17 protein-coding genes, 2 pseudogenes and 1 CRISPR repeat array are annotated in these 23,246 nt (G+C 68.6%); of the genes and pseudogenes, 4 read left to right on the forward strand and 15 right to left on the reverse strand.

Translation table 11 applies throughout. The features are described 5' to 3' along the window. Positions 1–8: 8 nt before the first annotated feature. The 4 genes from VZL07_RS11870 to VZL07_RS11885 are packed head-to-tail and all read right to left on the reverse strand — an operon-like array spanning position 9 to position 6,302. Positions 9–2,849 (reverse strand): bpX6 domain-containing protein, encoded by a 2,841-nt coding sequence (locus VZL07_RS11870; RefSeq protein WP_426755617.1) that lies wholly within the window; start codon positions 2,847–2,849, stop codon positions 9–11. Then, the gene (locus VZL07_RS11875; RefSeq protein ID WP_426755618.1) at positions 2,846–4,669 is read right to left on the reverse strand and encodes a hypothetical protein; all 1,824 of its coding nucleotides are present in this window, start codon (positions 4,667–4,669) and stop codon (positions 2,846–2,848) included. Before VZL07_RS11875 ends, VZL07_RS11870 begins: the two co-directional genes overlap by 4 nt. Beyond that, positions 4,666–5,091 carry a hypothetical protein gene (locus VZL07_RS11880; RefSeq protein WP_426755619.1) on the reverse strand — a complete coding sequence of 142 codons (426 nt, stop codon included), beginning with the start codon at positions 5,089–5,091 and terminating at the stop codon, positions 4,666–4,668. The genes VZL07_RS11875 and VZL07_RS11880 overlap by 4 nt, the downstream gene beginning before the upstream one ends. 38 nt (positions 5,092–5,129) lie before the next feature. Next, positions 5,130–6,302 (reverse strand): AAA family ATPase, encoded by a 1,173-nt coding sequence (locus tag VZL07_RS11885; protein WP_426755620.1) that lies wholly within the window; start codon positions 6,300–6,302, stop codon positions 5,130–5,132. A 204-nt stretch (positions 6,303–6,506) separates the two neighbouring features. Between VZL07_RS11885 and VZL07_RS11890 the strand changes: the two genes are divergently transcribed. Both VZL07_RS11890 and VZL07_RS11895 read left to right on the forward strand, forming a co-directional pair. Continuing rightward, positions 6,507–7,100 carry a hypothetical protein gene (locus VZL07_RS11890; protein ID WP_426755621.1) on the forward strand — a complete coding sequence of 198 codons (594 nt, stop codon included), beginning with the start codon at positions 6,507–6,509 and terminating at the stop codon, positions 7,098–7,100. A 36-nt stretch (positions 7,101–7,136) separates the two neighbouring features. Next, positions 7,137–7,853: a YqiA/YcfP family alpha/beta fold hydrolase gene (locus VZL07_RS11895; protein ID WP_426755622.1), complete on the forward strand. Its 717-nt coding sequence runs from the start codon at positions 7,137–7,139 to the stop codon at positions 7,851–7,853. Between the two features lie 282 nt (positions 7,854–8,135). Here VZL07_RS11895 and VZL07_RS11900 read toward each other — a convergent pair whose 3' ends face one another. Genes VZL07_RS11900 through VZL07_RS11920 form a run of 5 tightly spaced genes read right to left on the reverse strand, consistent with a single transcriptional unit; the run spans position 8,136 to position 13,541 of the window. Beyond that, positions 8,136–8,864 (reverse strand): hypothetical protein, encoded by a 729-nt coding sequence (locus tag VZL07_RS11900; RefSeq protein ID WP_426755623.1) that lies wholly within the window; start codon positions 8,862–8,864, stop codon positions 8,136–8,138. Positions 8,865–8,878: 14 nt separating this feature from the next. After that, positions 8,879–10,132 carry a PAAR-like domain-containing protein gene (locus VZL07_RS11905; RefSeq protein ID WP_426755624.1) on the reverse strand — a complete coding sequence of 418 codons (1,254 nt, stop codon included), beginning with the start codon at positions 10,130–10,132 and terminating at the stop codon, positions 8,879–8,881. Next, positions 10,120–11,211 carry a hypothetical protein gene (locus VZL07_RS11910; protein WP_426755625.1) on the reverse strand — a complete coding sequence of 364 codons (1,092 nt, stop codon included), beginning with the start codon at positions 11,209–11,211 and terminating at the stop codon, positions 10,120–10,122. Before VZL07_RS11910 ends, VZL07_RS11905 begins: the two co-directional genes overlap by 13 nt. A gap of 1 nt (position 11,212) precedes the next feature. Beyond that, positions 11,213–12,217: a DUF2169 family type VI secretion system accessory protein gene (locus VZL07_RS11915; protein ID WP_426755626.1), complete on the reverse strand. Its 1,005-nt coding sequence runs from the start codon at positions 12,215–12,217 to the stop codon at positions 11,213–11,215. A 28-nt stretch (positions 12,218–12,245) separates the two neighbouring features. Next, positions 12,246–13,541, reverse strand: a complete 1,296-nt coding sequence (locus VZL07_RS11920; RefSeq protein ID WP_426755627.1) for a TIGR02270 family protein — start codon at positions 13,539–13,541, stop codon at positions 12,246–12,248. A gap of 528 nt (positions 13,542–14,069) precedes the next feature. On the opposite strand from VZL07_RS11920, the pseudogene VZL07_RS11925 reads away from it, so the two are divergent. Continuing rightward, positions 14,070–14,339, forward strand: a pseudogene (locus VZL07_RS11925) (type I-C CRISPR-associated protein Cas8c/Csd1); the annotation flags it as partial. Positions 14,340–14,478: 139 nt separating this feature from the next. Further along, positions 14,479–17,711: direct repeats of the CRISPR family, unit length 37 nt; unit sequence GTTTCAATCCACGCTCCCCGCGTTCACGAGGAGCGAC. Positions 17,712–17,893: 182 nt separating this feature from the next. On the opposite strand, the gene cas2 reads toward VZL07_RS11925, so the two are convergent. The 4 genes from cas2 to cas7c are packed head-to-tail and all read right to left on the reverse strand — an operon-like array spanning position 17,894 to position 20,789. Continuing rightward, the gene (gene cas2, locus VZL07_RS11930) at positions 17,894–18,193 is read right to left on the reverse strand and encodes a CRISPR-associated endonuclease Cas2 (RefSeq protein ID WP_238539973.1); all 300 of its coding nucleotides are present in this window, start codon (positions 18,191–18,193) and stop codon (positions 17,894–17,896) included. Beyond that, positions 18,193–19,221, reverse strand: coding sequence for a type I-C CRISPR-associated endonuclease Cas1c (gene cas1c / locus VZL07_RS11935; protein WP_426755628.1), 1,029 nt, complete (start codon positions 19,219–19,221; stop codon positions 18,193–18,195). Before cas1c ends, cas2 begins: the two co-directional genes overlap by 1 nt. A 12-nt stretch (positions 19,222–19,233) precedes the next feature. Further along, a complete protein-coding gene (gene cas4, locus VZL07_RS11940) occupies positions 19,234–19,878 on the reverse strand; it encodes a CRISPR-associated protein Cas4 (RefSeq protein WP_426755629.1) in 645 nt (214 codons plus the stop codon). Then, the gene (gene cas7c, locus VZL07_RS11945) at positions 19,875–20,789 is read right to left on the reverse strand and encodes a type I-C CRISPR-associated protein Cas7/Csd2 (RefSeq protein WP_426755630.1); all 915 of its coding nucleotides are present in this window, start codon (positions 20,787–20,789) and stop codon (positions 19,875–19,877) included. Before cas7c ends, cas4 begins: the two co-directional genes overlap by 4 nt. Positions 20,790–20,818: 29 nt before the next feature. Here cas7c and VZL07_RS11950 point away from each other — a divergent pair, with 29 nt between their 5' ends. After that, complete coding sequence (locus VZL07_RS11950; protein ID WP_426757285.1) at positions 20,819–20,902, forward strand: hypothetical protein; 84 nt, start codon at positions 20,819–20,821, stop codon at positions 20,900–20,902. On the opposite strand, the pseudogene cas8c reads toward VZL07_RS11950, so the two are convergent. Continuing rightward, a pseudogene (gene cas8c / locus VZL07_RS11955) lies at positions 20,872–22,572 on the reverse strand (type I-C CRISPR-associated protein Cas8c/Csd1); the annotation flags it as partial. The gene VZL07_RS11950 and the pseudogene cas8c sit on opposite strands and share 31 nt — an antisense overlap. After that, positions 22,569–23,228 (reverse strand): type I-C CRISPR-associated protein Cas5c, encoded by a 660-nt coding sequence (gene cas5c, locus VZL07_RS11960; protein WP_426755631.1) that lies wholly within the window; start codon positions 23,226–23,228, stop codon positions 22,569–22,571. The gene cas5c and the pseudogene cas8c, both read right to left, overlap by 4 nt. Positions 23,229–23,246: the final 18 nt, after the last annotated feature.

Raw genomic sequence — 23,246 nt, forward strand, 5'->3', positions numbered from 1 at the left:
CTCAGGGCTCATGACACCGCCAGGTGCCGGACCTCGCCGCTCTCCAGGTCCAGCCACAGCCCCCTGCCACGCGCGTCGAACGCCAGCAGCGTGCCCTCCGCGAGACGCACCTGCGGCCGCACGTCCCCTTCGAACGTGAGCACCGCGCGAAGGGCGTCGCGCTTGTCGAACAATTGCAGCTGCCAGTCACCCTCCAGGTCCAGCAACTCGCCATACCAGTCCTGGGTGAGGGAGACGCTCCGGAGCGCCTCCCTCTCACGCGTCTGCCGGGTGGAGGCGCGGAATGAAACAGGTTTCAGCCACACGGGGCTCGAGGTTCGCGGCCCTGAAGTCCACAGGAGCGCGGCCTCACCGTCCGGCGCCAGCGCCTGGCTGCTGGGCGCGCCGGGGTCGCCCGCCACCTCCGGAGGCAGCTCCGAGCGGTCGCGCAGCGTGGGCCCGTTCGCGAGCACATACGTCCACCGCGCCTCCGTGCCGACGAGGAAGCTCATGTGCGTGGCATCCGCCGCAATGACAGACACCGGCTGGGACAGGTCCGGGACTCGCCAGAGCGCGCGGAAGTCGGCGGCGAGCGCGTCCACCATCATCACCGTGTTTTCACAGGCAACGAACCAGACGTCCCCGTCATAGCTGGGAGCCCAGCCCGTCAACGCCACGTCACACCAAGGCTTGCTCCGGCGCGCCATCAGGTCCAGCCGGGACAGGCGCCACACGTCGCCCCGCCGCGCGAGCGCCAGCGCCCGGTCTCCATGGATGGAAGGCACCAGCACGAAAGCGGGCACGTCGAAGTGCGCCACCGTCCGGCCGTCCTGGCGAACCAGGCGCGCCCCCGCTTCTCCCAGCGCATACAGCAGCCGGCCATCGGGCAGCGCCATCACGTCATGCAGCGTGAAGCTCCCCACCTCGGTGGCGCGCACGGTGACGTCCACGCGCGGATGGGAGTGGTTGTCGCGCCACGCGGGATGGATGCAGTCGGCCAGGGACGGGAGGTCCGCGCGCAAGGTGCCATCCGGCGCGGCGCTCAGCAGGCGATGGATGAGGTCCAGGTCGGACGTGAATCGGGCATTGCCCGCCGCACGGTCCCGCAGCAGCGCGCGCAGCGTGGGCACCGCCAGCGCGGTCCGGTTCGGAGAGGCATCCTCCCCCGCCAGGGAGAGCCCGAAGACGAACCGCTCGTTCGCGCGCCCAGGCGCGTCGCTTTCGAGCAGCTCGCGCACCTGTGCGCCCGCCACCGTCAGCCCGTCGGGGAAGGCCGTGGCCCACAGCGCCAGCAGCCGCGCGCCCGTCGCGCCTCCGCCAGCCACGCCGCGCTCCAACCACTCGCGCGCCCGGCCCCTGTCCTCTGTCAGGGGCCAGATGACCTGGACGGCTCGCGCGGAGTCACCGGACGCCGCGAGCGTCTCCGCCCAGAGCCGCCGGAGCGCGCGCGCCTCCGGAGGATTCGTGCGCTCCAGCCGCACCAGCGCGTCCGCGAAGGCACCACTGCGCCGGGCGACGGCAATCGCCCGGGCAACGTCCTTGGCGAGGAACCACTGACGCACCACGATGCCAGGCGCCAGGTTGCGCCCCTCGGCCAGCTCCGCCGCCAGCTTGAAGCGCCCGTGCTTCTCCAGGAAGGACACGGCCTCCTCATGCGCCCCCAGCAACTCCGTCAGGACGAAGGCGGCCTCGTCGATGCGGCCCTCGCGCTCGAGGCGACGGAAGGCCTCGCGGTAGCGCTGCCGGAGGGCGGCGAAGATGTCCGGGCCCCCGGCGAACACCGCGCCCGCCCCCTTCGGCTCCAGCTGGATGGCGAGCTGCTCACGAGGCCCCGGCAGCCCCAGTGCCACGCGCGCGTTCTCGCTCAGCTCCTGGCCCAGCGGGATGGCATGGCGCAGCGCCTCGTGCAGGTTCCCCTCCTCGAACATCTCGAAGAGGCGGCGCACGTACTCCGCCTTCCGCTGCTGCATCCACACACCGAGCAGGGTGTTGCGCAGCATCCACTCGGACATCCGGGACCACGGACTCGGGCCCTGGGGCGGCGCGGGCGGCGGCAGGGCGCGCTGAGTCGCGACCTCGGAGCTTCGCTGGAGCCTCGCGCGCCACCGCGCCAGCAACCCGGCTTTCCGGGGCGTGGCCGTGCCTTCCGCGGCGTCCACGCCCCCGAGAGAGAACGCGGCACGCAGCCGCGCCATCCAGCCCGGGCGAGAGCCCCCGGAGTTGGGTCCGTGCCGTAGCACCGTCCCGTCGCGAGAGAACCGAGCCCTCAGTCGCTCCCACCATCCTTGCCGGAGGGCCACGGCGCTCTCCGGAGCATCGCGTCCCTCCATGCGCGCGAGCATCGCCCGGGCCTCGGGCGCCAGCTCGGGCATGCCAGGACCGAAGCGCTCCCGCGAAGGCGCGGGCACCGACTCCAGCACGGACACGGGAGGGGGCGGTGCGGCCAGCGTCCGCGCGGGCAGGACCGTCCAGTCCGACACGTCGAGCCACGCGGCCACGTCCACCCGCGGCAACGCCTCCGGCGAGAACGCCTGGGCCTTCCCGCCGAGCACCAGCACCACCGCGCCTTCCTGGAGGCTTGGGTGCTGACGCTCCGCCTGGGACAGCGGCGCGGAGGTGAGGACGCCCTGCTCCAGCGTGAGCGGCAGCCCTGGCGCGGCGCCACACGCCACGTCGCGCGGCGCGGACATCCCCACAAGATATCCACCCGCCACGGCGCGCACGGACACGCCGGGGGTCCACATGGTCAGAATGCGCCGGCGCACTTCCGCTTCACCGAGCAGCGCCGGGTCGAACCAGAAGGCCCAGGCCCGCACCGTGCCGCGATGCACCTGCTGCCGAGGCCGAAGCCCCGCTCGCGCCGTGCTCATCCCGCCCCCATGCCGCGGAAGCGGTACACCACCGCCCCCTTGTCCAGGTGGAACAGCACCAGCTCATCGTCCTCCGTCAGCCATGCCAGCATGGGCACCGCATGGCTCGCCTCCGCGTGGACCACCCGGGCTTCCGCCACCGCCAGCTCGACCTGATGCTCAGGCCCCACGCTCCAGAAGCGCCGTGCGTCCGCGTGCAGCGCGAGCACCCCGGCCTGCCCCCCGGCCTGATGACAGACACCGACGCCCACGACCCGCAGCTCCGGCGAGAGCCGCACGGGCTGCACCGCGTGCTGATGATGCAGGTGCCACAGCCCCGGGCGTTGATTCACGGCGAGCAACCCGCCTACGTGATGGCCGGGAGTGCCCGCCGCGCCGAACCAGACGACGCCCCCCTCGGAGTCAGGCAGAGGGACCTGATGGACCGTGTCCGCCTGGATGGAGCCAAGCGCCAGACCGCCGCCAACGCCTTCCGGTCCGGTGCGCATCACCGGAACGCACTGGTCGTCCCTCACGATGGCGACCGTCGAGACGCCGCGCGCCACCCGGGCAAAGGACAGGCTGCGAGAAGCTGGGTCTTCCTCGAACAGGTAGAGATTGTCGTCCAGGCCCGACAGGAGCAGGCACAGCTGGGACCGCTCATCGTAATACGCAGTCAACCGGCCTGGGAGCTGATGCCGGGAGAGCGCCGGTGGATGAGCCTCCGTGACACGCATCTTCCACGGGAACCCCGAGGGCAGCCGGGTGTTGTACCAGTGCCTCAGTCTGCCTCGGATGGCATAGGTGCCCGCCTTCCGGACCAGCACGAACAGCCCCATCCGGCCCCGCCATCCCACGCCCAGGAACTCTTCCCCCTGCCGAGGCTTCACCCGCTGAGGCGTCGGCACGGTGGCCAGGTCCGTGAGCGGCAGCGCCATGGCGCTCACCCCTCCGTCTCCATGGAAGAGCATCAACCGGCGGCCATCCGAGGAGAAGGTGAAGCCGCGGAGGCGAGGCGCCCGAAGCCTCGCCAGGGGCGCGACGGCGCCCTCCTGGAAAGGCGCTTTCAGCAGGCGGACGCTGTCCTCCGGCGGTGGCAGGTCGAGCAGCACGGAGCGCCGGCCTCGCGAGGCGAGCCGCACCTCCACCTCGAGCTGACGCACCGAGGGGGCCAGCACCTCGGAGACCGCCACGCGCGAGAGCGCGTGGGCGCCTTGAAGCCCGGCCAGGTTAGGCGAGCCAATGAGCCACGCGTCCGCGCCGTCCGTATCGAGCGCGAGCGCCTGCCGCCAGGCCTCGAGCCGCTCGGCCGAGGGCGGCATGGTATCGCGCGCGGCCAGCCAGGCCTCCACCGTGGCAGGCGTGACGCCGGAGAAGCATCCCCTCCCAGGGTCCGCCTGGAGAATGCCCCACGAGAACGTGGCGCCCGCGGCCTCCGCACGACGGGCCAGGACAATGAGCAACGCGAGGTGCGCGATGCGCGGCGCCCCGAGCTGGTCCGGCCCCGCGTCGAACAGCGCCACCAGGCGGTGCGCGCGGCGGGGCTGGCGGAACGAAGGCTCGAGGTACGACAGCTCGCCGAAGGCCGCACGGCGAACCAGCTCGTCGGGGGCCTCCATGGCCCACAGCCACTCGCTCACCAGCAGCCGGTCGAAGGAGCCCCGCCGGGAGAGGCCGTCATATCCTTGCGGCTCACCGGCAGTGGCATCCGCGGGCGTTCGCGTGGCCCCCAGCACCGCGGACAGCCGGGCCACCATCGGCCCCAGGTGCAGCGCCACGTCCAGGGGAAACCGCGACAGGGTCGAAGCCCAGGGCCGCAGCGCGTGAGGCAAGGCGCTCACGACGCGCCTCCGGGCGGGCCTTCCTCCAGCCAGGCCAGGAGCGTGGCGCGAGACACGGGCCGCGCCGCCTCCACGCTGACGACGTGCCTGGACGCGGGCAGCACCGCCAGCGGCGCACTCCCCTTCGCATGCGCGAGGAGCGCGCGCTCCAGGAGCGAAGCCGCCACGCTTGGCGCCAGCGCGCAGGGCAGCAGCAGCGAGGGCGCACCATCCTCCCGCCCCAGGTACACGGCCCCATCGACCCACGGCAGCGACGCCGAGGCCCCCAGGAGGACGAGGACGCCCGGCCCCGCGACACCTTCCCAGGTGGCGAGCCGTTCATCGGCCTCCGCGAGCAGCCGACGCGCGAGCGCGGTCGCCACGCGGCCTTCCCCCGCCACCGCCAGCGGCTCCAGCGGGTGGGGCCGGGGACTCCACCGCACCGGCACACCCTCTCGGGCCGGCGCGGACCGTGACGCCGTCACACCGCCACCTCCGCCTCGGGCCGCTCCGCGCCCGCCGCGAGCACCCCGGCCAGCTCCGCGCGCAGCACCCGCAGGTCGGCGGGAAGGGACTCGGGAGCGAAGCCCGCGTCCATCTCCCGCGCCACGCCCTCCAGCTTGAGCCGCCAGGCCGCGAGCGCCTCCTCACTCCCGTCCACGGGCCGCTCCGCGAGCAGCTGCTGCCCCGCGTTGGCGATGCGCCGCGCCCGGGCCAGTGGCCCCGCGCTGGCTTCCAGGGCGGCCGCCGGCAGGGCCGGGTTCTCCGTCCCGGCGAGCGCATCCCGCAGCACGTCCCGAGCGAGCGCCTGGGCCTCCTTCGTCGGCACGGCGTACACGAGCGGCCACAGGTCCGCCCTCCCCGGGGTGCGCCGGCCCGCCAGCGCCGCGGCGGCGGCGATGAGCTTCTGCACCTTCACCGCGCGGCGGTCCGAGAGCTCCACCCCCGCGGCGCGCAGCGTGCGCAGCGCATGGGCCAGGTGCGGCCGCACCTCGGACAGGTTCGCCTCGCGCGAGACCTGGGCGAGCACGTCCAGGGACTCCAGCGAGGTGATACGGGCCTCGCCCTCGCCCCACAGCGAGGCGCCTCCCGCGAGCAGCTCCTCCAGCCGGGGGTCCGGCACGGGCTCGACGAAGATGCGCGCGAGGAAGCGATCCGCGAAGGCGGCCAGCGACGCGTCCTCGGGCAAGGCATTGGAGGCCCCCACGCAGACGCGCAGGGGGCACTGCATGCGGGTGTGGCCTCGCCGGAAGGTGCGCTCGTTGAGGATGCCCAGCAGGGTGTTGAGGATGGCGGTGGAGCCGAGGAACACCTCGTCGAGGAAGGCGACCTCGGCCTCGGGCAGCATGCCGTGCGTCTCCGTCTCGACGATGCCCTCGCGCAGCTTGCGCAGGTCCACCGGGCCGAAGAGCTCGGAGGGCTCGGTGAAGCGGCCCAGCAGGTACTCGAAGTAGGAGCCTCCCAGCGCGAGGGCGGTGCGGCGCACGGCCTCGCTCTTCGCGGTGCCCGGAGGCCCGATGACGAGCAGGTGCTCCCCCGCCACGGCGGAGAGCGCGACGAGCTCCACCATCGCCTCACGCTCGACCAGCCCCCTGCCCGCACCGGTGAGTGCGTCGCGAACGGCGGAGGCTGCGGCTTCGAAGGAGATGGACATGGGACACAACCCTAACCGCCAGACTTGACCCTGGAGAAGCGAGTGCAGGTCGCCGCTCCGCCCTCCATTCGACAGGGCGCCAGTAGCTGGACTGTCCGCCGGGCTGCGCATTCCCCAGGTTCGGCGCGCGCGACTGCTGGATTTCGTGACACGCAGCGGCACGAAGAATCCCGCCCGGCGAGGTCCGGGCATAGACTGCAACGCATGAGAAAGCAGTCGATGTGGGTGGCGGTGGTGGGCGTGTTGTGCGTGGGGTCGGAGGGGATGGCGGCGGGCTGGAATGGCTACGCGTCGCTGGGCGCGGGCATCACCCTGGACCACCTGAGCAACTTCCGCGCGAAGGGACCGGCGCTGCACGGCTACCTGGGCCTGGAGACACCACCTGGACTCTCCGTGGGCCTGCTGGCGGAAATCTCCGAGACCTGGGGGCAGCAGTTCCCGGACGCGCTGCGCTCGGGCCAGCTGGAGCGCGCGCAGCTCGACTACCGGGCGGTGGGCATCGAGGCGCGGCTGCGCTTCTTCAAGGACAAGCCCATCACCCCGTGGGTGGGCGCGCGCCTGTCCAAGAGCTGGGGGAGCACCTTCACGCCGGATGACGTGGGCACCTGGCTGCGGGAGAACATCGACACCACGAGCATGGCCTTCCGGGTGGGCGTCGACGGCTGGCTCAGCGACCGGTGGGGCATCTCCGTGTCCACGGGCTTCCAGTTCTGCGACGTGAAGCTGACGTCGAACGCGCTCAACCAGTGCGCCAAGCTCATGCAGTCGGTGATTGCCGGGCCGGTGTTGCGCATCTGAAGCCAGGGCCGCGCGCGCCCGTTAGAGTGCGCCCGCATGAGCACCTCGACGCCGACCGCCTCCTCCGTGGGCCCTCGCTGGCTGTACCTGCATGGCTTCGCCTCGGGTCCGGACTCGACCAAGGGCGTGGCCGTGGCCCGGCACTACGCGGGCCAGGGCCTGCACGTGGAGCGCCTGAACCTCCGCGTGCCCTCCCTGGAGCAACTCCGCCTGAGCGCCATGCTGGACACCGTGCGAGCGGCGATGGGTGGGCCCGAGGAGCGCGTGGTGCTCATCGGCTCCAGCCTGGGCGGCCTCACGGCGGCGCGCGTGGCGGAGCAGGACGCCCGCGTCTGTGCCCTGGTCCTGCTGGCCCCGGCCTTCCGAGTCGTCCCCCAGCTGCGCCGGAGGATGGGCGAAGCGGCGTGGGAGCACTGGCAGGCGTCGGGGTGGATCGAAACGGATGACTTCGCGGAGAAGCGCAAGGTGCGCATCCACTCGGGCTTCATCGCGGACGCGGAGATGGTGGACGCCCGCACGAGTGGCTGGCCCGACGTGCGCGTGCCGACGCTCATCATCCACGGCGTCCAGGACGACACCTGCGACGTCCGCAACTCGCGCCAGTGGGCGGAGGGCAAGCGCCACGTCCGGATGGTGGAGGTGGAGGACGGTCACGAGCTCACCGCGTCCCTGCCTCGGATCCTGGCGGAGACGGAAGTGTTCCTCCGGCCGTGGGGTGCACGAGCGGCGGGCGCTCAAAGCTCGATGCCGTAGGCGGCCACTTGGTGGACGAAGCGCCTGATGTCAGGCGGCATGCCGCCGTCCAGCGTCAGGCGCGTGTGCCGCTCGTCCACGCGGACGGAAGGCCTCGCTTCCCGCCGGCCATGAGCGCAGGGGCTGGAGGCGAGGACTTCGCTCGGCCGCTTCAAGCCGGCTGCGGCGATAAGCCGCGTCGTGAGCCGATGCAGGCCAGTCCCTATCATCTGCGCTGCCGCGTTCGACCTCGCGACGGGCTCGTCCTCCGGTCCAGCGCGGGCCATTGCAATCCGGCTTCACCTACCGCGTGACGACGCTCTTCAGTCCCGTTCGGGCCTCGAACTCCCGAGCCAGCCGCTCCATCTCCGCAGCGTCCTCACAGCCAAGGATGAATGAGAAGGTGGGCTGGGTCGGATGTCGGTAGAGCAGCAGCGCGGCATCTCCTCGCTCGTACAGTGCGCAGTGCTCGGCGGGCGGAATGCGCTTGAAGCCCTTCTCCTCGGCCAGTGCAGTCACCACGTCCGAACGATAGCGGGCCGCGGCATCGGCATCTTCCGGTGAGGAGAACTTCCGTCGGAAAGGCAGTTGCGGCAGGCGAAGCTCCTTGAAGGCCTCGTAGTAGAGGAACTCCTCCAGCCCTACGTACTGGGGAGTGCTTGCCTCTGGAGGATTGTTTTCTGCCAGCACCCTGCGAACGACCATGCAGTCATCGGCTCCATGCGGACTCAGGCGATCGAGGAACCAATGCCGGCTGGAGAGCCCGTTATCTCCAGCGAAGAAGATGTAGCGGCCACGTTGCAGCTTCGGCATTGCAATATAGACCCCAATGGCTTCGCTAATAGAGAAGGACGCGTCAGCAAGTTCAAGCTCACCTTGGCTCGCCCCCATCGTTTCCAGGAAGCTCCGGTAGATATACGGGAGGGAACCTGCGTAGTCCTCCAGGACTTCGATCTCGGTTTCATCTGCTGGGGCGATTGTCTGTGAAATGCCCGGGCGGAATTTCTCAACGAACTCGACGAATTCCTTCATTACAGAACCCTGAGTCACGCACAATCTTTCTTGCAGTACATCGCAGGAAGCTTTTCCTGGCAGTTCAAACACGATGGAACGTCCTCGCCATTTTTGAACGTTTGTTCACGTTCTTCCGGCTCGGAGAGCGTCTTCGTGTCCAGGTCCTCTATCCGAACCTTGAATTTTATCTTGGGGCCCCTATCAGGCTTGAGGCCCTCGACCGCCGGATAGAATAGTCGCTCGAGCAGTTGTTTGGGCCTGTGGCTTCCGCACTTTTCCATGATTTGCTTTGCGGCGCAGTCCCAATCTTCCGGCTTTGCCTCCGAACCGACAGCGGGGCTTGCACATATGAAGCCTGAAGATTCTACGGCCGCTTCGAAACCCGCAGGCGCGTGACCTGAGCAGGCGGCAAGCTCCTTTCCCCCACATGTGCAAATCATGACTCCAATCATGTAGCCCTTGGAATACGAGTACGTATTGGGGCTGTATCGAAGTACTGCACTTGAATTGAAGAAGTCTCTGAGGAGTGCGATTTGCGCTCTCAGAGCTGAGAGTTCGTCCGGCAACCTCGCCAATTCTGCTCTCTCGGATGCATTTGGACCTTTCCCGCTTCTTCTATTTTCATCAGTGTTCTTCTTCTCCAGTTGCTTAAGCCGAATCGCCGTGGCTCTCTCTTCCTTGCCCAGTTTTGCGAACTCAAGAATCTGCTCCTTCTGTTCGTCGAGCACTTCCTGGAGCCGTTCAAACAGCTTCGCAATCGCCGTCTGCGTCTCCTCTCCCGCCTCCAGCGGATGCGTCTTTCCGCAGAGCGCGCACGGGATGTCGTCGCCGTAGATGACAGTCATGACACCGGAGGCCTGGATGATGCCCGTCATGGTGGCGGCGTTCGCCGGGCTGCCGGAGGGGCCGCAGTTGTTGAGCATGGGGTCACCCAGCAACTGCACATTCCTCCCCTCGATTTTGACGTTCATCGAGCCCGGGCCGATGAACTTCGTCGGGCCATGGGTGTTGCTGGAGATGAGCCCGCCGCCCGTCCCCTTGCTGGCCACGTCTCCCTTGCTGCCAAAGCTGGCGCCGGCAATAGCGACGGGGTGCCCATTGATGGTGACCGTCTTCGAGTACCCTTGAGGGGAGTCACCGCTGTTGCCGATGTTGGGCAGGGGCGTGGGGACGAAGGGGGCCGGTGGGCCGGGCATCTTGCAGACGTTGGGCAGCGTGGCTGAGGCGATGCCCGAGCTACCCTTGGTAACGGGCGTCCGCGGGGAATTAACTGTTACCTTGGCCATGGCTTCGCTCCTTCTCCACTTCTGGACAGTGGCTCCTCCAGCAGTGCGGCGGCGCGCAATCCGGCTTCCGAACTGCCCCAGAGTAGCGCACGGGGGCCGCTCGCGTACCGGCGCCGCCAGGACTGCGCGCAGAGGACGAGATTCAGCGCCCCCGTGGCGGCCCCCACCTCGCCGCAGCTGCTCACAGGCGTGTGAATGTCCGTGGCATCGCGGAACGCAGCCCCAAGGCGCAGGGCGACGAAACCCCACTCCTCGGAGCGATAGCGCTCGCCGTTGAGGTCGCTGTGGACGGACGCCACGACCTCGCGCGTGCCTTCTAGCGGCGCGAGCGCCTCGCCCACGGCGGCCGTCAGTCCCTCGCCCAGGTTGAGGTCATCGGTGTGGATGAGCTTCGTTTCGCGGGCGGTGGCGACGGCACGTACCATGGCATGGGGCAGGAGTCCCCACCGGCGCGCGAGCGGCGCGGTCATCACCGCGACGAAGGCTGCGCCCTCGCTGGGTGCGAAGCCTGTGCGCGCCCCTTCTTCAAGCCACTGGTTCCGTTCGCGCAGCCAGGCCAGCGTCTGGACGTCATGGTAGCTGTCAATGCCTCCGACAATCACCAGCGGGTAGCGTGCGGCTCGGCTGACACGCGTCATGGCCTCGCGTAACCCCTCCAGCGCCGAGGCGTGCCCCGTCAGCCGGGGCTCCACCCGCAGTCGCATGCGCTCTCTGCTGAGTGCCGAGAGGGCGGCGACGACTCGCGTGGCATCCGCTGCCCTCCAGCCCGGGCGCTCCTCGGGAAGGCCCACCAGCACCGGGACTTCGAGAATCTCCGGCGGGAGGGCGGGGGCCAGCTTGGCGAGGACTTCCTCCAACGCCGCGGCCCCCAGCGCGGCCATCCGCGCGGCACCGCTCCACTCCTGCGCGTCCAGCAGCCCGTCCCTGGCGATGAAGGACTCGGCCTGGCGCCCCAGCTCCGGCACCTGGAGGAGTCGCACGCGACTGATGCCCGCACGCACCGCCGCCGCGACGCTCTCCGCCGTCGTCCCCACGGGGGTACGCGCTCCCGACGCCACGAGGACTGCCTCAGCGCTCATGTCAGTCCGTCCTCTCGGTAATGGCCGTGAAGTCGAGGCAGTCGATGTCCCGGGGGCCGACGCTCAAGCCCGTCTGGAAGACCATGCGCACCTTCTTCACCTCGGGCTCGATGACGACGGTGCCCAGGGTGGCCTCATGGAAGCGCCGGACGGCGCCGAAGTAGGTGGCGAAGCCGAAGCGCAGGCGCGGCAGCGTGAAGTGGAGCGTGCCCTTCGGCGTGAGGTGCACCAGGGCCACCTTCTCTCCGCCCACCAGGTGACGTGAGGGCCGCTGGTCCGCGGGGGCACAGAGTGAAAAGCGCTCGTCGAAGTCTCGCGGCAGCAGCGGGTGCCGCGTCTTCCGCCAGAGCTCGTCGAAGGTACCTGCCAGCTCGAGCCGTGGCGACCAGTAGCTGGCGATGGGGCCAAAGCCGGCCGGCCCGGCCTTCGCCGGGTTGCCCCGCAGGTACTCGATGCGGTGGGCGGGCTGGTCCACCAGGTGCGCCTCATGGCTGGCCACCCCGCGCCCCACGGGGTTGCGCATGTCGCTGACGTGCTTGCGCGTGTCCGCGTCGCGCGTGTCGGTGCCACCCCAGGCCCACTCGTAGAGAATGGGCTGGGTGACGAAGGGCTTGGGGGACGAGGGCCTCACGCCCGTCAGGCCGCGTGTGTAGAAGCGCTCGCCGTGGACCACGAGCATTTTGTCCACGTCGTGGATGCGGACGGCCACCTCGACGCTGGGCGCGGGCCGTCCACCGGGAGCATGGGCGCATGCGTTGAGGAGGACGTCGGTGGTCGGCTTGGGGGCGACGAGTTCGGCCTCGTAGCGCAAGCTGGAGCGGCCTGCCTCTCCCCAGTAGACGGGCTCGGACAGTGGAGGTTCCTGCTCGTCGGCAAGGCGGAGATGGCCTGCCTCGTCGATGTCGAATGTCGCCTTGACGGCGATGACCCAGAGGTGGTGGCCGTCCTTGTCGCGGACCCATGTCCGCTCAGCCGCGTAGGGTGTCTTGTTCTGAAGTGCCCACATGGTTGATGGCGAGGCGTGGGGCCCGTCGTCAGCGCAGGCCGCTGTCAAAGGACTGCGTGCGGATGCGGGCGCTGGCGGCCCGTGCCCTGGCCAGCTCCGCGCGCTGGACATACGTGAATGCCCGAGTGCGCACCGTCAGCGCGCCCTGACTGCGCAAGGCCAGCTCACGGGCCAGGATGTGGCGACGGCGCATGGGGCTGGTTTCCAGGGCCTCCACCAGGCCGCTGCCGCTGAAGGGGCGGCCGAGGAGGTACCGCGTGCCCTTCACGAAGCGCTTCTTCTCCGCGGCCCACCAGTTCCTGATGGCGGCCACATTCGGCCAGGGCAAGTCGTCCTCGGGCTTGGGCACTAGGTCCGCTTCCACGTCCTCTTGCAGCTCTGGCGGCGGGGAAGTGCTCTCGGGTCTCTCGCCTGGGGGCAAGGCATAGGCCCCATCCAGCTGGAGTCCTGTCATGGCAGAGAAGGCCTCCCCGGCCAGTTGTGCCACGCCGGGCACCTCCAGATACGCGACGCACGCCTCCATGGCCGCCACGCGACCGCTGAAACCCAAGGCCCAGAGGGCGTGGGGCCGAAGTTCCTCGACATCTAGAAGGGCCAGCAGCAAGAGAACGTCAGACTCACTGCCACCCATGGCGAGCAGCACCATCGCCTCAAGGCTGTGGGTGACCTGGGCGCGCACGGCGGTGCGGCACACCTCCCAGGCTTGCCTCACACCGAAAGCCACCGCTGCCTCCATCGCCGCCGCCCGAATGCCGGGATGGGAGGAGTCCAGCAGGCTGGGAAGCAGCCTTCGCGCTGCGTCTCCCGGAAAGGGCAGAGCGGCACGGAGGGCCGCAATCCGCGCCCGCTGCTCGTCATGGACGAAGAAGTGCACCAGCACCTCGGGCGGTGCTTCCTGACGAAACGTCAGCGACTCCAGCACCTCGGCCTGCAGCGCAGGGTCCTCCAGCTTCAGCAGGTCGAGCAGACGCGCGCCCAGCCCTGGGGCCTCGCTCAGCTCCAGGGCCCGGCGAATGGCGGCACGCACTTCGGGCTCTGCCCCGCGGAGTCGCACCAGGGCTTCGTCCACCTCGCCGAGGGCCAGCAGCGACCAGGCCGCCGCGGAGATGCGGAAGGCGTCCGCTGTCTCGAAGGCGGGGCGCAGCACGGCTTCGGCCGAGGTGGATGCGCCGACCACCAGTCCGTCCAGGTGCGCGAGGAGAAGCGCCTCCAACCTTGCAGCCTCGACCAGCGAGAAGTCCGGTGCCTCCAGCGCCTTCTCCCACTGCAACCACCGAAACTCGGCCTCATCGAGATGCTCTTCCAGCACATCCACCAACAACATGGGGCCCTCTTCCTCCTCGACTCCAGGAATCATAGTCGCCAGGACTGACCTGGGGGAGTCCCTTCCTGACCCGCTCGAGGCTGGTGCATGAGAGTCATTGCATTGAATGTCGCGGCAAAGGCGAGCACCGATTGGAGAGCGCAAGGACGAGGCGAGGAGCGTCCCTCGTCTGGCGAGCCACCTTCAGCTTGTGAGCGGCGGTCTGCTGTCGCTTGACTTGATTGGCCCCATGCCCTTCAGCGGCATCGCCCTCCGGAGCGTTTCACGATGGGCCCATGGCGTCAGGTCCTCTTTCCCCTACTGTAGCTGCTGGCGCCTACCGGCTCGGTCTGGGGAGTGCGTGACGAAGGACGCTGGCAGCAAGCCATCGCCCAGTACGCCCGCAGCGACGGGAAATAGGCTGGTCCGGCAAGCCGCCAATCAGGCCGTTCGGACAGGGAAGTCTGGATTCGAGGATAGCCAGACAATAGACAGCGTATCGGCATTCTCTCGGGACAAGCGCGGCGGAACAGCCGTCTTCGCGCGATTCTGGATGACGAACACCCTGGAGCGGCTCGGCCAGCGCATCGTCGACCACCAAAGCGACCTGCAGTTGGAGCCCGCGCCCCACCTGCACCGTGCCCGTGGCGGCTGCTGCGCGAGACCGCCCTCAGGAAGAGCGAGAACGTTCCGCCGCAGCTCGCTGGCGAGCTGATACGCTCCATCCTCACCGGCCAGTGCTATCCAGGCGGCCAGCTGGCGAACGTCGTGATGCGCATGCGTGCCGACCGTGACTTCCGCTTCAAGCGCATCGCCCTGCGAGCCGCCATCTATGTCATGGTCCGCTCTGTCGGCTCGCACACGGGTCACCTTCATGGAGCGCCGTTTCGATCAGGCGAAGGAGCCCGCGTGCTCAGGCTGCGACCTGGTGGCCGAAGGCCGTCACGAAGGTGGAGCAGTTTCAATCCACGCTCCCTGCGTTCACGAGGAGCGACTCCATAGCGGCGAGTTGGTCCGCCAGCCACTTCGGTTTCAATCCACGCTCCCCGCGTTCACGAGGAGCGACGGGCGCTGGACTCGGACAACCTCGCGTCCGCGCTGTTTCAATCCACGCTCCCCGCGTTCACGAGGAGCGACCCCGCGTGGTCGGCAAGACAGAGGACGTGGGCGGGTTTCAATCCACGCTCCCCGCGTTCACGAGGAGCGACGCGAGCCCGGGGGCGGCGCTATTCGCACCCCCAGGCCGTTTCAATCCACGCTCCCCGCGTTCACGAGGAGCGACGCCGTTGGTGCTGGGGGTGCCTGGCGTCAAAGTGTTTCAATCCACGCTCCCCGCGTTCACGAGGAGCGACGGGGACACTCGGGGTGGGACGCCGGGAATCCTCGTTTCAATCCACGCTCCCCGCGTTCACGAGGAGCGACCTCCAGCGCGAGGATGCGCGCACGCATTTGCTGGGCGTTTCAATCCACGCTCCCCGCGTTCACGAGGAGCGACTCGAGTATTTTGAGTCTCCAATCGGGCTCCCAGGTTTCAATCCACGCTCCCCGCGTTCACGAGGAGCGACCGAGGACACACGCACCATGAGCCTGACCCCCGAGTTTCAATCCACGCTCCCCGCATTCACGAGGAGCGACCGCGGACACAGCGGCAATCACCAGGGCAGCACGGTTTCAATCCACGCTCCCCGCGTTCACGAGGAGCGACAGTCGACGACGGTCGTGCAGGGCCAAGCGCGCGAGTTTCAATCCACGCTCCCCGCGTTCACGAGGAGCGACGGAGAGCGCACGGACGCGCGACTGGCTGCGCTTGAGTTTCAATCCACGCTCCCCGCGTTCACGAGGAGCGACCGGCCCGCTGTCCCGCTTCGCCCAGCACCCGGCGTTTCAATCCACGCTCCCCGCGTTCACGAGGAGCGACGGCTCCAGTAGTCCCGCCAGTACTCGGCGTCCTGTTTCAATCCACGCTCCCCGCGTTCACGAGGAGCGACAGCAGCTCGGACACGGCCTTGGCGTCGGGCCCCCGGTTTCAATCCACGCTCCCCGCGTTCACGAGGAGCGACAGCAGGAGGCAGGCGCCTTCGAGCACGAGGAAGGCGGGTTTCAATCCACGCTCCCCGCGTTCACGAGGAGCGACCAGTCGACGACACCCTTGATGCCACCCTTCTCAGCGTTTCAATCCACGCTCCCCGCGTTCACGAGGAGCGACCGCAGTCCGCGCCCACGTGCGCGCGGTCGTTCTTGTTTCAATCCACGCTCCCCGCGTTCACGAGGAGCGACCCATCCGCGCGCTGATTGGCAATTACACCACGAAGTTTCAATCCACGCTCCCCGCGTTCACGAGGAGCGACAGTACTGCGTCGGCTGGTAGGCCCCCGCGCCCTGGTTTCAATCCACGCTCCCCGCGTTCACGAGGAGCGACTTTGAGCTTGAGCGGGTCGTCCTTCGCCTCGAGGTTTCAATCCACGCTCCCCGCGTTCACGAGGAGCGACGCTCGTCCTCGACGAGACGTTCGCAACGTACGAGGTTTCAATCCACGCTCCCCGCGTTCACGAGGAGCGACCGTCTGGCGGCCTCGTGCCAGCCCTGGAGCGCGTGTTTCAATCCACGCTCCCCGCGTTCACGAGGAGCGACCCCCGTCACCATCTCCGGCGCCGAGCAACTCAAGTTTCAATCCACGCTCCCCGCGTTCACGAGGAGCGACTCCGCTGCGTGCGATTCCAGCCCGTCTGGTCGATGTTTCAATCCACGCTCCCCGCGTTCACGAGGAGCGACGACTGCGGCAAGGAGTGGGACGCGAGCGACTGGCAGTTTCAATCCACGCTCCCCGCGTTCACGAGGAGCGACAGGTGCAGGACGAGGTGCTGGCCGAGTGGGAGACGTTTCAATCCACGCTCCCCGCGTTCACGAGGAGCGACCGTCCAGGTTGCCCCGGTCGGTGATGGCCCCCTCGATGTTTCAATCCACGCTCCCCGCGTTCACGAGGAGCGACGACATGCTGATGGTGTCTATGAGGTCAGAGGAGAGTTTCAATCCACGCTCCCCGCGTTCACGAGGAGCGACACGACTCCGGGCGGTGGCCCTCGACGCGCTCGTTTCAATCCACGCTCCCCGCGTTCACGAGGAGCGACTTTTAGGCGGCCTTGTCCTCTGCCTTCGGCGGCCCGTTTCAATCCACGCTCCCCGCGTTCACGAGGAGCGACGGGGTGCTGGGCCTTGCGTCCGCCGCTGGTGACGTTTCAATCCACGCTCCCCGCGTTCACGAGGAGCGACGGCCCAGCGACAGGGTGCCGCCCAGGACGAGCACGTTTCAATCCACGCTCCCCGCGTTCACGAGGAGCGACTTTGCTTCGGAGGCGGCGTGTGAGGCCGCTGGGTTTCAATCCACGCTCCCCGCGTTCACGAGGAGCGACGACGTGGACGGCGGACAAACAGGGCAAGGTGTCGTGTTTCAATCCACGCTCCCCGCGTTCACGAGGAGCGACGACTGGATGTTGCGCTTGGCGCGGGCGTCGGAGAGGTTTCAATCCACGCTCCCCGCGTTCACGAGGAGCGACTCGGCCACCTGGAGCACCACAAGGACGTGGAGTTTCAATCCACGCTCCCCGCGTTCACGAGGAGCGACAAGCCCAAGGACGCGGGCTGCACGGGCTCGGGACGTTTCAATCCACGCTCCCCGCGTTCACGAGGAGCGACAGATGACCACCGGCACGGCGGCCTGCTTCCACGCGTTTCAATCCACGCTCCCCGCGTTCACGAGGAGCGACGTCCAACGGCTGTCCGAGGCTGGCGGCAAGCTGTTGCTGTTTCAATCCACGCTCCCCGCGTTCACGAGGAGCGACTGGGCTGCCGCCCATTGTCAGTACAATCGGTATGTTTCAATCCACGCTCCCCGCGTTCACGAGGAGCGACGGCTGCCCTTGCGCGGGCGGCTGCCCCTCCAGGTTTCAATCCACGCTCCCCGCGTTCACGAGGAGCGACACTTACAGCGCGAGTGCCGGACGTGGGTGGACTGGTTTCAATCCACGCTCCCCGCGTTCACGAGGAGCGACCGTCCCTCAAGCGCACGCGAAAGAGTGACAGGATGTTTCAATCCACGCTCCCCGCGTTCACGAGGAGCGACCTGGCGACTCAGCCACGATTTGTCCGGGCGTGAAGTTTCAATCCACGCTCCCCGCGTTCACGAGGAGCGACTCTGCGCCTCCAACATACCGTTCTTCCTACGGAATCCGGCTGCGATTCGCGAACCTGCCTCCGTCACCACAGTCTGGCGCCCTCGGCCACCGTGCCGCATCTTCCAACCCTCGAAAATTATTCGGGATTTCAAAGAGCGCGAACCCTCGGCGGAGCGCCCACCGGGAGCGGTTCGCGGGCGATTACAGGACCAGTGGGCCCTCGACGTCCAGCGGCGCCCTGGCGCCGTGGTGCTCCGTCTTCCGGGCATCGTCTTCCGACAGGAAGTAGAAGCGCAGGCTGTCGCCTTCCGAATCGAACGCAGCGAGCAACCGGGCGCGCAGGACGACCCAATCCTTGGGCTCCAGTACACACTCGAAGACGGAGTATTGCACCCGCACGCCATGGTCCCTGCAGGCCCGCGCAATCTTGCGCAGGCGCCGTGGCCCCTGGGGGTCCGACACCCGCACGTCGTAGCAAATCAGCACGGTCAATCTACGCATCAGCGCATCGCGAAGGGAGGGTAGCCATCCAGCTCGCCCCGGATGTGGCGAGCCAGCAAGAGCGCTTGCAGGTGAGGCGCCATGCCCCAGGTCGTCTCCTGCCCCAGGAACGCGTGCCGCACGCCCACCTGCTTCGCCTCCTGGTACGCCACCAGGAACGACTTGCGCGCATCGTCCTTCAGCAGCACGGCGCCCGCCGACTCGGTCCGGAAGTCCCCCGGCTTCAGCTGCCCCCGGTTCACCAGCGAGAAGACGAGTCGGTCCACCACCGGCGCGCGGAACTCCTCCATCAAATCCAGGGCCAGTGACAGCCTCCCCGGTCGGTCCTCGTGCAAGAAGCCCACAGCGGGGTCCAGCCCAACGCCCGCGAGCGCTCCCGCGCAGTCCTGCGCCAGTAGCGCATAGCCGAACGAGAGCATCGCGTTCAGCGGGTTCCGCGGTGGCCGGCGGTTGCGGCCGTCGAACTCGAACCCGCTGGCGCTCTTCTTCAGCAGCGTGGGGAAAGCCTCGAAGTAGTCGCGCGCCGCGATTCCCTCCAGTCCGCGAACCTGCTCCAGGTCCTCCGCCCGGGTCACCGCGCGCAAATGCGCCGAGAGCCGCCGAGCCGTCTCCGACAAAGCCTCCTGTCGGTCGGGCGCGGCATCTCGCCGCGCGTGCAACACGAACTGCCGCGCGTTGCCCAGCTTCCCCAGCACCAGCGCCCGCGAGATGGCCAGTGAGCGCACGGCATCATCCGCGGCCCGGTACTGCTGCCGCCGCAGCAGCACATTGCCCCCGGGCACGCCCTCCACCCGCGCGAGGAAGCGCCCCGTCATGCCAAAGAAGGAGACGTGGATGCCCGCCTCCAGGCAGCTCTCCATCAACTCCGGCGTCAGCCACGCCCGCGTCAGACACACCACCGAGCGCAGGTGCCGCAGCGGCACCTCGGCCTTCTTCTGCTCCTGCACCGTCACCACCACGCACTCGCCCTCCTTGTTCAGGCGAGTGCCCTCCGCGGTGATGAACAGCGTGTTCAGCGCGGTCGTCATGCGGGCCTCCGTTCAACCTGCGTCATCCATCCATCGCGCCAGGTAGTCCTGGACGCGCCGCTGCCCTGCTGTCACATGGGGCAGGCACAGCGGCTCCAGCGAGCACCTGTCGCACCGGGGCGCCCGCGGCACGGAGGGCACCTCCTGCCGCCGCAGCAACTCGTGCATCCGGGCGATGGCGTCCTCGGTGCGCTGGCGCAGCCGCGCGTCGAAGCGCACCGGCTCGCGACGGTGCTGCGTGCCATGGAAAAGTGCCCCCTCGGGGACCTCCACGCCATGCATCTCCTCCAGGCACAGCGCCTGCGCGCAGAGCTGCACGGCGTCCGCCTCCAGCGCCTTGTGCCGGCCACGCTTCACCTCCACCGGGTAGGGGCGCCACCCCGAGGGCACGGTGGCGTCCCGCTGGTACTCGACCAGGTCCGCGCGTCCCGAGACCCGCAGCCGCTGCGAGCCCAGCAGGACCGCCCGCTCCACCCGCCGCCCTGGCCGCGCGTCATGCCCTGGCAGGTCCACGCGCTCATGAAGCAACCGGCCGGAGGCGGTGTTGACGTCCTCCCGCCACTGCCGCTCGACGTGGATGAGCGCCGCCTGACGCTCGCAGTACAGCAGGTGCTGGAGCGCGGACAGCGCCACCCACGTCTCGCGGTCCGTGCTCATCCCACCAGCTCCACCACCTCGATGCCCTGTGGCAGCCCGGCCTTGTCCACACGCACCTCGTAGTCGGAGAAGCTCCGAGCCGGCCTGTCCGGCTGGGTACGCACGGCCTGGACACGGTCGAACAGCACATGGGCCGGTGCGTTGCCGAGCTCCGAGCCATGCTTGAACACCACCACCTTGCGCATGGACATGAGTCCTCGAGCGGCGCTGCGGTCCAGCTCGAACATGTGCGTGAAGGCCTGGAAGAGCAGCTCCAGGTCCGCCGTGCCGAACCCCGTCTGCTTCGCCAGGTGCGGCGAGACGAAGCCATGCGCGCGGTAGAGCCCATAGGGCACGGTGTTCTTCCGGCCCATGGTGCGGTTGTCACCGCCCTGCTTCTCGGCCTCGCCCTCCGTCGCCACGGCCATGCGGGTGATGGAATGCTCCTGCGACACGATGGGGTCCACGGAGCGCGCGAAGGTGAGCTGTACCGGGCCGCGCACCTGCCCCGCGTTGGCGCCCGTGGACATGACGGCGCCGAAGGTGCGGACATCGAAGAACGTCTTGCACATCCACGCGCGGCCGCTCTCCACCTCGGAGCCCTGGGCCGTTCCCTTCGTGTTGCGCTTCTTCCCGTCCTCGGCGCGGGCGGGCTTGTCGTCCAGGTCGATGCCCAGCCCCTTGTATGCCTCCGCGATGCGCTGGTTCAGGATGGCCTTCTCCTTCACGAAGATGTCGAACCCTGGCTTTCCCTCCTGGGTGAGCAGGACGAAGTTGCGCACCTTCCGCTTGAGGCTCACATCCGTCACGAGCCCCTGGCCCGTCTCCGCGTCGATGCGAGGCAAGTTGCCGGCGTCGGGGTCTCCGTTGGGGTTTCCATCCAGCACATCGAAGAACAGGACGAAGTCGTGGCGATGCTTGAGGTCGGTCATGGCGTTTCTCTGGGATTGAGGTGGCGACAGTGGAGCTTCAGGAGGAGGACGCGTCCGACTCACCCGGAGCCGCGGTCTCGCGCTTCGTGAAGAACGCTTCGCGCTGGTGGTAGTAGCCAACGGCGAAGAGCCCCTGGGCCTGCAGGTCGAACACCGTCGGGAACGGCGTCTGGGAGGGCAGCAGCGCCATCACCTCTCCCTTGGCGCGCTCCAGCCACTTGCCGTTCTCCCCTGCCTTGGAGGCATGGTGAATGGAGAGCTGGAGCAAGCGGGGGAAGACGGTGACGGGGTTTCGCGAAGCGGCGCCGAAGTAGCGGTCGCGGATGGTGGCGTTGAGGTCCTTCAGCGCCGCACCTTGCAGTCGCTCCAGCACGGCGAAGAGGCGGCCCAGCACATAGGGCTGCGAAGCGTTGTTCTTGTCCAGTGACACAGTGACCTCCGTTGAAGGGGTTCCAGGCTTTCGGTCGCGCAGCAGGTACGCCTTGATGAGCGCGACACGCAGGCGCAGCTGCTCGCGCTCGAACCTGTCGTCGGCGGGCGGCAGCCGCAGCCGGTCGAGCGCGGCCACCAGGAGCTGGCGCGGAAATGGCTGGCCTCGAAGTGCCGCTCCCAGCATCCGCGTGGCGATGTCCGGCGACAGGCCGCGCCCCGAGGGCGCCTCCACGGCCTTGAGCAGGCGATAGACAGGAATCGGTCCCGAGGGGGCGTTGCCGATGCGCAGGTCATTGAAGTAGCGCCGGATGTTCCGCTTCACCTCGCCCACGCGCGCCTCGAACCAATCCCGCACGGCGACGCGGCCCGCGTTACCCGCCAGCGTCACGGCATAGAAGGCCCGGTCATCCAGCTCCCCCGGCTCCAGGCCCCGCAGCGGCGACTCGGCGAAGCGCTGAAGGTCCTCCTCCGTTGGGTCCATCCACGACAGCAGCAGGCTCTCTTCTGACGCGGAAGCGCGCGTCCAGAACACCATCACCGAGCCGTCTCCCAGCGAGATGCCTTGCCGGAAGCGGCGCTGCTCCGTCTTCCGGAGCATGTCATTGAGCGCCAGTACGTAGCCCAGCGCCGCTTCCTGGGAGACGGGGGCGTTGTCCCCCTGCTCCAGGCCATGCGACGAGAACGCGGGCGCGTTGAAGGACACCAGCGCGGCTCCCGATGACTGGGCCTCGGGGACGTTCTTCAGCTTGGGATGCGTGAGCGCCACCACGCCTTCCCGCCCCGTCACCAGGCACAGCGCCCTCCGTCCCAGCGCGTGCCTCTCACCCGCACGCCGCTCCCAGCAGGCACGGATGGCGGGGTTCTGATGCACGGGCGTCGTGGCGTCGCCGACCACGAAGGCGAGCAGCTCGGAGCCCGTCCACGCTTCCGCATCCCGAGCCGCCAGCACCTTGCGCCGCTCGGCCTCGCTCGAGAGGAACGCCTCGACAGCCCGAGCCTCCGCGTCCTTCGTCTCCGCCGCGACCTCGCGCACCGGCTTCAAGAAGGCCTCAAGGCGGGCCTCACGCTTCTTCACGCTCCCGGCCTTTGCCTTGGCCTCGTCCGTCTCGTAGGCGAGGACGTACTTCGGGTTGTCCGCGAAGAAGCCCGCCGCGATGTTCACCGAGCGCTGCGGCAGCCGCGGAATCGGCATGGGCTTGCCCCGGCCGTCCTCGCCCGCCAGCGATTCAAGCGTCACGTACTTCCCCGCCGCGCTGATGCGAATGAAGAAGTCAACCGGTTTGACTTCGTACAGCGGGTCATCCGTGAGGCCGCGCTCACGCGCGAAGTCATTGAGTGCCGTCAGCATCATGGGGCACCCCCGCCCAGCACCTGCGCGCGCGGCGGCACGCGCAGCACGCCGTCCTCCAGGAACGCATGGAAGAACTCGGGACGCACCGGCTCGCCGGGCACGTCGAAGACAAAGTCGTAGAACATGAGCCCCAGGGGACGGCGCCCGCTGCCCGCCTCGTGCGGCATCAGGTCGTCGCCAGCGGGCTCGACCCGCGCCGCGAACTCACGGCAGCCCAGATAGGGCGCGTGGAAGAACTGGCCTCGCTCCAGGCGCCGCTCGAACATCTCCTCGAACTTGCGCGCGTTGTCGTCGGGGCCCGCCTTGCCTGGCACCAGGGTGAAGGACGCGGTGATGACGTAGTCCACGTCGCGCAGCGCCACGGTGTTGCGCTGGGCCCGGTCCTCGTCCGCCGCGTAGTCGAACTTGCCCACCGTGGCGCGGCTGTTGACCTCGTTGCGGCGGAAGCTGGTCCACCGCACCGGCGCGAGCACCGCGATCTCATGGACATGCCAGCGGATGGCCGGCTTCCACAGGATGGCCTCCAGCACCCCGCGCGCCGCCGAAGGGGTCATCACTTCATAACTGACGCGCTCGGCCTTCATCTCGGGCCGCGTGAAGCACGCCAGGGGCCCACGGGCCCTCACGCGAAACCGCCTGCCTGCCGTCGATGTCATCCACACCTCCTGAAGCGG

Source organism: Pseudomyxococcus flavus (assembly GCF_050038885.1).
GTDB classification, from domain to species: Bacteria; Myxococcota; Myxococcia; order Myxococcales; family Myxococcaceae; genus Myxococcus; species Myxococcus flavus.

Bases quoted from the DNA above. Each gene is read 5' to 3' on its own strand.
- VZL07_RS11870 (WP_426755617.1), bottom strand. From the start codon at position 2,849: ATGAGCACGGCGCGAGCGGGGCTTCGGCCTCGGCAGCAGGTGCATCGC.
- VZL07_RS11885 (WP_426755620.1), bottom strand. From the start codon at position 6,302: ATGTCCATCTCCTTCGAAGCCGCAGCCTCCGCCGTTCGCGACGCACTC.
- VZL07_RS11890 (WP_426755621.1), top strand. From the start codon at position 6,507: ATGAGAAAGCAGTCGATGTGGGTGGCGGTGGTGGGCGTGTTGTGCGTG.
- VZL07_RS11895 (WP_426755622.1), top strand. From the start codon at position 7,137: ATGAGCACCTCGACGCCGACCGCCTCCTCCGTGGGCCCTCGCTGGCTG.
- VZL07_RS11900 (WP_426755623.1), bottom strand. From the start codon at position 8,864: ATGAAGGAATTCGTCGAGTTCGTTGAGAAATTCCGCCCGGGCATTTCA.
- VZL07_RS11905 (WP_426755624.1), bottom strand. From the start codon at position 10,132: ATGGCCAAGGTAACAGTTAATTCCCCGCGGACGCCCGTTACCAAGGGT.
- VZL07_RS11910 (WP_426755625.1), bottom strand. From the start codon at position 11,211: ATGAGCGCTGAGGCAGTCCTCGTGGCGTCGGGAGCGCGTACCCCCGTG.
- VZL07_RS11915 (WP_426755626.1), bottom strand. From the start codon at position 12,217: ATGTGGGCACTTCAGAACAAGACACCCTACGCGGCTGAGCGGACATGG.
- VZL07_RS11920 (WP_426755627.1), bottom strand. From the start codon at position 13,541: ATGTTGTTGGTGGATGTGCTGGAAGAGCATCTCGATGAGGCCGAGTTT.
- cas2 (WP_238539973.1), bottom strand. From the start codon at position 18,193: ATGCGTAGATTGACCGTGCTGATTTGCTACGACGTGCGGGTGTCGGAC.
- cas1c (WP_426755628.1), bottom strand. From the start codon at position 19,221: ATGACGACCGCGCTGAACACGCTGTTCATCACCGCGGAGGGCACTCGC.
- cas4 (WP_426755629.1), bottom strand. From the start codon at position 19,878: ATGAGCACGGACCGCGAGACGTGGGTGGCGCTGTCCGCGCTCCAGCAC.
- cas7c (WP_426755630.1), bottom strand. From the start codon at position 20,789: ATGACCGACCTCAAGCATCGCCACGACTTCGTCCTGTTCTTCGATGTG.
- cas5c (WP_426755631.1), bottom strand. From the start codon at position 23,228: ATGACATCGACGGCAGGCAGGCGGTTTCGCGTGAGGGCCCGTGGGCCC.